General features: G+C 72.4%; 10 protein-coding genes. 4 read left to right on the forward strand and 6 right to left on the reverse strand.

Annotated elements, in window-relative coordinates; translation table 11 throughout:
* Positions 1-124: 124 nt before the first annotated feature.
* From LNK82_RS03670 to LNK82_RS03690, 5 genes are read right to left on the reverse strand one after another with little or no spacing between them, the layout of a single operon-like run.
* Positions 125-781, reverse strand: coding sequence for an RraA family protein (locus tag LNK82_RS03670; RefSeq protein WP_230565485.1), 657 nt, complete (start codon positions 779-781; stop codon positions 125-127).
* Positions 778-2133 (reverse strand): hypothetical protein, encoded by a 1356-nt coding sequence (locus tag LNK82_RS03675; RefSeq protein ID WP_230565486.1) that lies wholly within the window; start codon positions 2131-2133, stop codon positions 778-780. Before LNK82_RS03675 ends, LNK82_RS03670 begins: the two co-directional genes overlap by 4 nt.
* Complete coding sequence (locus tag LNK82_RS03680) at positions 2130-3074, reverse strand: aminotransferase class IV (RefSeq protein ID WP_230565487.1); 945 nt, start codon at positions 3072-3074, stop codon at positions 2130-2132. The genes LNK82_RS03675 and LNK82_RS03680 overlap by 4 nt, the downstream gene beginning before the upstream one ends.
* On the reverse strand, positions 3071-3823 hold the full coding sequence (locus LNK82_RS03685) for an iron-containing redox enzyme family protein (protein WP_230565488.1): 753 nt from the start codon (positions 3821-3823) through the stop codon (positions 3071-3073). The genes LNK82_RS03680 and LNK82_RS03685 overlap by 4 nt, the downstream gene beginning before the upstream one ends.
* Entirely contained in the window at positions 3816-4757 is a 942-nt protein-coding gene (locus LNK82_RS03690; RefSeq protein WP_230565489.1) for a hydroxymethylglutaryl-CoA lyase-like TIM-barrel protein, read from the reverse strand. Before LNK82_RS03690 ends, LNK82_RS03685 begins: the two co-directional genes overlap by 8 nt.
* 461 nt (positions 4758-5218) lie before the next feature.
* Here LNK82_RS03690 and LNK82_RS03695 point away from each other — a divergent pair, with 461 nt between their 5' ends.
* Positions 5219-6868 carry a family 43 glycosylhydrolase gene (locus tag LNK82_RS03695; RefSeq protein ID WP_230565490.1) on the forward strand — a complete coding sequence of 550 codons (1650 nt, stop codon included), beginning with the start codon at positions 5219-5221 and terminating at the stop codon, positions 6866-6868.
* A gap of 16 nt (positions 6869-6884) precedes the next feature.
* On the opposite strand, the gene LNK82_RS03700 is transcribed toward LNK82_RS03695, so the two are convergent.
* Entirely contained in the window at positions 6885-7895 is a 1011-nt protein-coding gene (locus LNK82_RS03700) for an SMP-30/gluconolactonase/LRE family protein (RefSeq protein ID WP_230565491.1), read from the reverse strand.
* A 288-nt stretch (positions 7896-8183) separates the two neighbouring features.
* Between LNK82_RS03700 and sigK the strand changes: the two genes are divergently transcribed.
* The 3 genes from sigK (at position 8184) to LNK82_RS03715 (ending at position 10079) form a co-directional block, all read left to right on the forward strand.
* Entirely contained in the window at positions 8184-8783 is a 600-nt protein-coding gene (gene sigK, locus LNK82_RS03705; protein ID WP_230565492.1) for an ECF RNA polymerase sigma factor SigK, read from the forward strand.
* Entirely contained in the window at positions 8780-9571 is a 792-nt protein-coding gene (locus LNK82_RS03710; protein ID WP_230565493.1) for an anti-sigma factor, read from the forward strand. The genes sigK and LNK82_RS03710 overlap by 4 nt, the downstream gene beginning before the upstream one ends.
* A gap of 112 nt (positions 9572-9683) precedes the next feature.
* Positions 9684-10079, forward strand: a complete 396-nt coding sequence (locus LNK82_RS03715; protein WP_230565494.1) for an HNH endonuclease — start codon at positions 9684-9686, stop codon at positions 10077-10079.
* Positions 10080-10152: the final 73 nt, after the last annotated feature.

Consider the following 10152-nt stretch of genomic DNA (forward strand, 5'->3'; position numbering starts at 1 on the left):
GGAATGTCGTTGATGAATCTAGCGACCAGTTCTCAGAGTTCGCTGATCTCCGACTCGTCGGGTGGGGGCGTGCAATTCCAAGATCGCCCTGGGGCGCAGCGGCACGCCGAGCCCGGTCATCACGTCACCGCCGCGCGACGTCGTGGTACCCGTGGACGGCCCGTGCGACCCGCAGCGGCACGCCCGCCCGCACGTCGGCGAGCACCCTGGCCTCCACGTCGGCCACCCGCGTGACGGTGTCGACCACCTCCGCCACGAGGTCGGCCGGCACGACGACGACACCGCTGCCGTCGGCGGTGACGAGATCGCCGGGGCGCACGGTGATCCGGTCGCCGTCGGCGCCGATGGTCACCGGCTGCTGCGCGGCCACCATGCGCGCGCGGTTCTTGCCGGACCGCATGAACGCGCCGCGCGCCCACACCGAGTAGTCGAGCGCGCGGATGCCGTCGACGTCGCGGCAGTAGCCGTCGATCACGGTCCCGGCGACGCCCCTGGCCACCGCGACCTCGGCGAGGATGTCGCCCCACACCGTGCAGTGCGAGCCGTCGTTGGCGAGCACGACGACCGAACCCGGCGGCACGTCGTCGATGTAGTCCGCGGCGGCGGCGCGCTCGCCCTCGGCCACCGGCTCGAAGCCGACGGTGAACGCGGGGCCGACGACCACTCCGGAGCCGGATTGGCGCGTGGCGCCCCACAACGCGCCCGACACGCCCAGGAGGTCCAGCGCGTCACTGACCGCCGACGTGCCGAACGCCGCGAGCTCACGGCCACTGTCCGTCATGAGCCGCCGCCGATCACGTGCACAGCCAACTTCTGGCCTCCTTGGAAGACGTTGACCTTGGTGTTGCGGCTCGCCTTGGCCCCGAACCCGGCGACCCGGCCGCCGAACAGGTACGTGTCCAGGCTGATCGGCATGGCCTGCACCTGGTCCGAGCCGGCCCGCACGACGGGGTAGCCGGCCGGCGCCACCCGCCGCTGCACGAGATGCCCCGCGCGCAGCCCCGCGGCGACGGCGTCGCGCCACGCGTCCGGAGCGCAGTCGTGGCCGATGGTCACGCCGTCGCCCCTGATGTCGTACGGCTGCTTGAGCACGAACTCGCGCGGGTCGGCGAGCAGCCGGTCGGCCAGCGGTCCGCCGTCGTCGTCGACCGCGTCCGGGGTGAGCTTGCGCGACCACGGCAGCAACCCGTCGACCAGCGCCCGTTCCCCGGCGGTGAACAGGTCGGCGAACTCGGGCTGCTGCACGAACGCCAGCGCCAGCTTGTTCTCCGCGACGTACCGCGCGCCGAACGGGTTCACGTGCACCATCGCGGTGTCCCGCACGGCGCATGCCCACCGGTCGACGAACGCCGGGTCGGCGCAGTACGCGAGCCACGACACCGTGTTGACCTTGTTCCAGCACAGGTCGACGACCTTGCCGTCGAACCGCGCCCGGTCACCGTCGACCTCGATCCCGCGCGGGTCGGCGAGGAACGCGTCCACGCCGGCGGCGCGCAGGCTCTGCACCAGCTCGACGCTCTCCACGTTCGGGGCGCCCGCGGGTTGGAGGACCGCGATGCGCGACGGGTCGGCGCAGCGGCCCGCGTCCCGTTCGCCGGCGGCGCGGGCCGCGGCCCGCAGCGCGTCGAGGAAGCGGTGCTCGCCGGTGTACGTCATCGCGTGCGGCGAACTCGACCGGATGCGCGCGACCACGTCGTTGATCCGCGCGGTGAACAGGGTGCCCGCGGGGGAGTCGGCGTTGTTCTCCAGCACCCGCAGCCGTTCCGAACCCGCCTCCAGGTAGCCGTCGAGCCGGCACACCCACGGCGCGTCGCCCACCGCGCGATCGGCGTCGATCAAGACCTCGGCGGTCGGGCCGAGGCCGTAGAAGTCGCGCACCTCCCGCCGCGTCCGGTACAGGGCGACGACCTTGCCGAGCAGGTCGGCGTAGCGGGTCAGCAGCGGCGCGAGCCGCTCGGCCCGGTCGGCGCGGACCAGCACCGGAACCGGCGAGAGCGGGAACTCCTTGTTCCGGAAGACCGGTCCGGCGGCCACCGCCTGCTCGGTGGCCGTGCGGGTGTCCGCCGGTCGCGCCACGGCGGCGTGGGCGGCGAGCAGGGCGGCCGGCCAGTCGATCAGCCCGGTGACGGTCACGACCGCCGACCCGGCAGGCCGAGATCGACTCCGGTCGGCACGGCGGCGCCACGCACCTGCGCGAAGTACTCGTCCACCAACGCCTTCGTGACCGGACCCGACGGCCGGCCGGGCAGCGGCACGCCGGCGACCGCGTGCACCGGGCCGAACTCGATGCCCGTCCCGCACAGGAAGACCTCGTCGGCGGCGGTGAGCCGCTCCTCGGTGACCGCGTCCTCGACGGCCTCGTAGCCCAGCGCGGAGGCGGTCGCCAGGACCCACGCCCGCGTGACACCGGGCAGCACGTGGTCGGAGAGCCGTGGCGTGACGACGCGTTCGCCCTCGACGAGGAACACCGTGGCCGTCGGCGCCTCGCTGATCAACCCGTCGGCGGTGCGCAGCACGCACGAGTCGTAGCCCTCGCGCTTGGCCTGCGCGAGCGCGAGGCGCGGCCCGGCGTAAGCCGAGATGTTCTTGGCGGCACTGGGGAACACCGCGTCCGAGGGTCGCTGCCACGCGCTGATCCCCAGCCGGATGCCCACCTGGTCGGCCAACCAGCGCTTGCGGCCCGACGGCGTGATCGTGACCGTCAACGCGGTCACGGCGGCCTGGTCGATGCCCCCGCTGTTGGCCGCGCTCGCCGCGACCCGGATGTAGCCGTCCTCGTCGATCCCCTGCACGGCGACGAGCTCGTCGATGATCGCGGGCACGTCGGCCGCGCACTCGTCGTCGAGGCCCATGAGCCGGCACGAGTGGCGCAGCCGGTCGAGGTGCGGTCGCGGCAGCCACGGCGCGACGCCGCCGGAATCCTGCCGGTACAGCCGGATACCCTCGAACACCGAGATGCCGTAGCGCAACGCGATGCTGCCCACCGGCAGGGTCGCCTCGTCGCGCGGCACGAGCCGCCCCCGGTGGTGGACCAGCGGCCAGACCACGTGACCGTCGGCGGAGCCGGCCGTCATGCGGTGTAGCGGAACACCGGCTCCGCCGGGTCGTACGCCGTCCGCAGGATCATGTCGAAGTGGCGGTGCCGCAGCTCGAGCGCGTCGGCCAGCGCGGTGATCGCGCCCTGCCGCAGCTCGGGGGTGTCGCAGTAGCGGCGCAGCAGCTCGCGCGCGGCGGCGGCGTGCTCGTCCTCCAGCTCGCTGACCGCGTCGTCGCCCTCGTCGGCCGAGGCGTGGTGCACGAAGAACTCGTACCCCCGCTCCGGCAGGCCGTAGACGTCGCGCATCACCGAGAGCATGCTCTTGCCGCCCTTGTCCACGATCGGCGGCTGGCCCTCCATCAGCAGCAGCACCGACGCGACGCCCTGGGTGAAGTGGGTGTCGGTGTTGCAGACCCGGACGTTGTGCTCGACGACCGCCGCGGTCTCCGGCACGACCGGCGCGTCGGCGAGCTCCTCGGCGGTGACCCCGACGGCCTCGCCGAAGGCGGCGAACGTGTCCAGGTGGCGGCCGGAGCCCGACAGCCTGCCGGTCTCCTCCTCGTAGATGTTCTCCACGAGCAGCACGCGCAGCCGGTAGTCCTCGATCCGCGAGGCGATGCCCAGGATGTTGCGGGTCCAGAAGCTCTTGATCGGCCAGCGGTGCAGCACGAAGTCGTGCAACAACCGCCGGGTGGCCTTGCCGGCGAGGATCGTCTGGTACAGCGAGCTGGTCATCTTCTTGCGCTCGTCGATCATCCGGTCGAGTTCCGCGACGAAGTCACTCATCGGCACCTCTGCTGTCGTGGGTGGGTCCGGCCGACGGTCGCCGTTGGCCGGTCAGCGCCAGGATCGTCGCGTCGAGCCCGTCGGCCGCGACCATGTCGGCGAAGTGGGCCGCGCCGTCCAGGTTCACGTCGAGCAGCCCGCTGACCACGGTCGCCGAGCCGCCGTCGGCGATCATCCGCAACCGGGTGGGCAACGTGGTGCGGTCGGCGGCGATCGGGTCGAGCCGCAGCTCCGCGCCGTGCCGCACGATCAGGTGCGCGACGATGACCTCCAGCCGCAGGTTGCCGCCGCCCTTGCCGATGCCGGCGATCGACGCGTCCACCGCGGTCGCGCCCGCGGCCATCGCGGTCGTCGTGTTGATGAACGCCAGCCCGAGGTTGTCGTGCGCGTGGAAGCCCACCGGCACGGGGCTCGCGTCGACCGCCGCGCTCACCCGCTCGGACACCGAACGTGGATCGAGGCTGCCGTTGGAGTCGGCGAGGTAGATGATCTGCGCGCCCGCGTCCGCGCAGGCCTTGACCGCCACGGCGATCCCCTCGGGGTCGCGCTCGCTGACCCGCGTCAGGTTCATCGCCACGTCCAGGCCCGCCGCACGGGCCGCCGCCACGTACGGCTCCGCCGCCTCGACCGACCCGCCCGGGACGAGCACCCGCACCATGGCGACGCCGCGGTCGGGCAGTTCGGCGATGCGCTCGATCGGCGCTTCGGAGGGACGTGCCATCACGGCGAGCTTCGGTCGTTCGGCCACGGTCGCAAGCGCGTCGAGGTAGGCGGGCGGGCAGCTGGCCGTCGGCCGCCCCGGGTCGTGCGCGCGCCGCAGGTAGCCGATTTCCGCGTACGGAACACCGGCCGCCCCGACGGCGCGCACGATCGACGCGGCTTCGCGAGTGGTCCAGCGGTGGTCGTTGAAATAGCCGCCGTCGCGCAAGGTCACATCAAGGAGAATGGGGGTTGAATTCACGTTCACCACGCGCCGTGGCGGCGTGGCGGAACGTCATTCGCGAAGCGCAAATCAACCGCCCCTCGACTTATCGTCATGATGGCTGACTTCAGCGTATCCGGCGGTCACCTCGCGTGGCAACCTCCGGTCAGGCTGCCGTCGGGACTGATCCGATTGTCGTATCAGCCGGTACGCCGAGCCGTTGGGGCAATTCGACGATTCCGTGTTCTGTCACGACTGCGCGATGGCCGGCGGATACCGGAATTCGACCCGCGCGCAGCCGGCTCCGAATGCTTCGGTGACCAGTATTTCCCCGGTCGGGAAACGACGGTAGTGCGTGGCGGCGTGATGCGGGGCCGGATCCGGCGCGCATCCCCGCACCCGCCTGGCGGCGAGCCGAGGCCCGCGTCGTCCAGGTCGTTCCGCGCGGGCGGGATCGGCGGCACGATGCGGGGATGCGACTCACCGCCCTGCTCGTCGCCGTGTTCGCGACCCTGCCGCTCGTGCCCGTCCCGGCCTCGGCCCACCCGACCCGGTCGACCGACGCGACCTACCACAACGCCGCCGACACCCCCGGCGCCGACCCGTTCGTGCTGTTCGACCGCCCCAGCGGTCACTACTACGCCTACTCCACGGAGGGCGCCGACCCCGGCCACCACTTCGCGATCCACCGCTCGCCCGACCTCGCGACCTGGGAGCGCCTGCCCGGCGGCGCCCTGCGGGCCGGCCAGGACGGCGACTGGGCGCACGACTGGTTCTGGGCGCCCGAGGTCTACCACAACCCGCGGACCGGCCTGTACTTCCTGTTCTACGCGGCCAGGATGAACCGCGGTGTGGCCGAGCACTTCCGGTACGCCGACTTCGAGGAGCCGTGCAAGGTCGGCGTCGCGGTGTCCCGCTCACCGGCCGGGCCGTTCCGCGACATCACCGAGGCGCCGCTGGACTACCACCCGTACGACCCCGCGTACCACGACGTCAACCTGATCATGGACGCGGAGCAGAAGAAGCCGCCCGCCACCTTGGAGGAGGGCCGGACCGCCCCGCTCGGCACCTACATCCCCTACATCGACCCCAACGTGTTCTTCGACGCCGACGGCCGGATCTACCTCTACTTCTCCCGCAACGCCTACCGGAACTGGGTGTGGGACCACGAGCTCGGCAAGTACGTCGAGGAGTCCAACGTCTACGCCGTCGAGCTGACCGGCGACTGGTGGCGTGATCCCACGGGCCGCACCATGCCGACCATCGCGCCCGCGTACCGCGACGGCAACCGGTCGCCGGACGATCCGCCCGGCGTCCGCAAGGACGGCTACGTCCCCGTCCTGGACTACGGCTCCGACCCGCAGGCGTGGGAGAACGCGCACGTCCACGACCACGCGACGTCGGGCGGCGCGAAGAAGGACCGGCGGTGGGCGGAGGGTTCGACCACCATCAGGACCGTCGACGCGAGCGGGAACCCCCGCTACCACCTGACCTACTCGGCCAACAACTACGAGAACGAGTTCTACGGCGTCGGCTACGCGACGGCCACCACCCCGCTCGGCCCTTGGCGCAAGAGCACCGCGAACCCGGTGCTGGCGCAGGACCCCGCCGAGGGCCTGTACTCGACCGGGCACGGCAGCGTCATCGGCTCACCGGACGGCGCGCAGCTCTACTACGTCCACCACGGGCGTCCGTCCACCACGTCTTCCCGGGCGCTGTACACCTCGCGCCTCCACCTCGGGGACGGCCTGTCCGTCGACGCGTCCACCTCCGACGAGCCGCTGCCGTCGGGCGTCGGACCGCTCGGGATCCGGGCCGACGACCCGGTGCTGCGCCCGCGCCCGGACGGCTCCGGGACCACGACGGTCCACGTGACCAGTGCCCGCGGCGCCGAGTTCGCCCTGACGAACCCGCAGAACCGCGTCCGCGCCGTGCTGCGGCCCGCCGACGCGGGCACCGTCACCGTCCGGGGCGACCGGATCGCCGTCACCGCCCACCGCCCGGCCCTGCTCACCATCGCCTACCAGCGGCGGCGAGCCGACGGCGGCTACCGCGACGTCGCCAACACGGGACCTCGCGGCAGCGTCCCCGTCCAGCTCGTGATCCCCGTCGTCCCTCGCTGAGCACCGGGGGTGTCGTTCAGTAGGGGTTCCCGGGCACGTTGAGGTACGTCCGGTAGAGGCCGAAACTGCCGGAGACACCGGAGGTGATGTACAGCGTCCGCCCGTCCGGGCCGCCGAACGCCGCGTTGGTGCTGTTGCGCCCGGCGGAGATGGTGCCGAGCCGTCCGCCCGACGGGGAGAACACGTGGACGAGGCCCTCGTCGTAGGAGGCCCAGTACAGGTTGCCCGCGCAGTCGACGGTCGCGCCGTCCGGCGTCCGGATGCTCGCGAACGTCGTGCGGCTGCCGGTGCTGCCGTCGGGGAGGACGGTGTACTTCACGATCGTGTTGCTTGCGGTGGCCCCGACGTAGAGCGTCTTGCCGTCGGGCGACAGGACGATGCCGTTGGGCTGCCGCAGCGTGTCGTCGACGAGGCTGACCACGCCGTCGCGGACGCGGAAGACACCGGTGCGCCCGCCCTGTTCGTCGGTGCGGCTGCCGCGCTGGTAGTTCGGGTCGGTGAAGTAGGTGGTGCCGTCCGCGCCGGTGGTCAGGTCGTTGGGGGAGTTGAAGGCGCGGCCGAGGTGGTTGGCCGCGACGGTCGTGCGGCTGCGGTCGGTCAGGCTGTAGGCGGAGACGGTGCGGTTGTCGTGGGTGGCGGCGAGCAACCGCGTGCCGTCGGGCGTGATCGCGAGGCCGTTGCTGCCCGAGTCGGCGACGAACGTCTCGAAGGTGGCCGGTGGCGTGTGCCGGAGCACCGCCGACGGTTGCACGCCCTGTGGACCGGTGGGGCGCTGCATGTGCGACAGCAGCAAGGTGCCGGTGCGCTGGTCCCACGTCGGGCCTTCGAGGAAGTTGAACCCGCCCCGGACGAGCTGGGCCGTCACCGCGCGGGTCGGCAGCGGTGGGCCGTAGCTCGCGCCCGGGGTGCACGGTGAGGTCGGTGCGGCGTCGGCGAGACCGGCGGGGGTCACGGCACCGGCGACGACGATCGCGACCGCCGTGAGCGTCCGCTTGCGACGGTGGCGCGGTGCACTGCGGTGAGTCATGGTGTCTCCTCGTCGTGGCGGACAAGGCAATCGGTTTGTTATCGCTAACATGCCGAGACGGAACAGATCGTCGCCAGGTGCCGGCCAGCGCGTTTGGGAGCGCTCCCAAACGCACCGTAGCGCAACCGGATCGTGGTCGACAAGGGTCGGCGGTGAGGGTTAGCGCTAACAACAACCGTGGCTGGACGACCCGGTCGGCTCGTGTGACGGGCGTCACTTCCCTTGTCGGTGAACCGAAGGCGGGCCGGCGACGAACGCCTGTCGGGACCAGTCGACCGGAAGGACGCGATGGCAGGGCGTGAGCGCGAGCTCCAAGCGGTGGTGGGCGTCGACGACGCCGGTGACGCCTCGGCCGAGGAGTTGCTGTGCCTGGTGGCGCGCGGCGACGACCAGGCGTTCGAGCGGTTGTACGACCTGCTGGCGGGCAAGGTGCTGAGCCTGGTCCGGCGGATCCTGCGGGACCACGCGCAATCGGAGGAGGTCACGCAGGAGGTGCTGGTGGAGGTGTGGCGCACCGCCGCCCGCTACGACCCGGAGCGGGGCAGCGCGTCGGCGTGGGTGATGACGATGGCGCACCGCCGCGCGGTGGACCGGGTCCGCTCCGCGCAGGCCGCGACCCGGCGGGAGGACGTCGCCGCCCGTCGCGACGTCGAGACGCCGTTCGACGCGGTCAGCGAGCAGGTCGCCGCGCGCATCGAGCAGCGGCAGGTGCGGAGGTGCTTGTCGGCGTTGACCGACTTGCAGCGGGAGTCCATCCTGCTCGGCTACTTCCAGGGCTACACCTACCCGGAGACGGCCTCCGTGCTCGGCATCCCGCTGGGCACGGTCAAGACGAGGATGCGTGACGGCTTGATCAGACTGCGCGACTGCCTGGGGGTGAACCGGTGACCGACCACGCCACGCGCGCCGAAGTCCACACGCTGATCGGGGCCTACGCGCTCGACGCCGTCTCCGACACCGAGCGCAGCGCCTTCGAGGACCACGTCGGGCACTGCTCGGCCTGCGCGCGGGAGACGGCCGAACTGCTCGAAACCACCGCGCTGCTGGCCGGTGCGGCCACCGTCGAACCTCCCTCGCACCTGCGCGACCGGGTGTTGACCGCCATCGCCGACACCCGGCAGCTCCCACCGGAGGACGACCAGGCGAAGGCCGCCGCCACCGGACCGGAGCCGTCCCGCCCGACCGGGACCTCGGGTGTGTGGTTGCGCCGGACCGCGGCGCTCGCCGCCGCGGCGGGCATCGCGGTCGCCGTCACGCTGGGTATCCAGGGCGTGGACACCAACCGCCGGCTGGAACGGGAGTTGCAAGCGCTGGAACAGGTCAACGGCCACCACAGCCGGATGGCCGACCTGCTGGCCGCACCGGACGCCAAGCTCGTCCGCGGCGAGGTGACGGGCGGCGGCACGGGCACCGCGGTGGCGTCCACCGCCGTGGGCGAAGTCCTCTTCCTCGCCCACGGCTTGCCGCGACTGCCCGAGGACCGCACCTACCAGCTGTGGTTGATCGGCGCCGACGGGCCGCGACCGGCCGGGTTGCTCACCTCGTCCGACGGGCCGGCCGAACCCCTGCTGGCGAGCGGCTTCACCGGCAGGGAGGCCGTGGGGCTGACCGTGGAGCCGCGGGGCGGATCGGCCCGTCCCACGACACCGACCGTGGTGGTCCTTCCGCTCGTCTGAGGAACACGCGAAGGGCGATCCGCGACGAACACCTGGTGTGGACGAAGGGGCACGCAGCTGTGCCCGGCGGGTCCGCCCGCGCCGGAGGGGTGACGGAGCGTAAGGTTCCCGCATGGCCGTCGGTGGCAGCAGGAGGGTACGTGCCGCGCGCAAGCGGAAGCGCCGGATGGAGCGCGTCGAGCACGACCTCTCCGCGGTGCAGTGGACGGCGCTCAAGGAGGCCTGGGGTGGTTGCGCCTACTGCGGGTCCGCCGGGGTGCCCCTCCAGAAGGACTGCGTGCAGGCGCTATCGCGCGGCGGGCGGTACACGCTCGACAACATCGTGCCCGCGTGCGGGTCGTGCAACGCGAGCAAGTGCAACGACGAGGTCACCGGCTGGCTGAGGCGCAAGCGGCTGGACGAGCGGGCGTTCCTGCTCCGCCACGTGGAGGTCAACGCCGAGCTGGCGTCGCGGTTCGCGAGCCCGGTCGTCGGGGAGAGCGGTGCGCACGACGAGGCGCTCGGTTAGCGGAGGGGGGGGGGGGGGGGCGCCCCCCCCCCCCCCCCCCCCCCCACGCCCCCCCCCCCCCGCGCCCGCGGGG

This window comes from Saccharothrix luteola (genome assembly GCF_020859565.1).
In the GTDB taxonomy this organism is placed as follows: domain Bacteria; phylum Actinomycetota; class Actinomycetes; order Mycobacteriales; family Pseudonocardiaceae; genus Actinosynnema; species Actinosynnema luteola.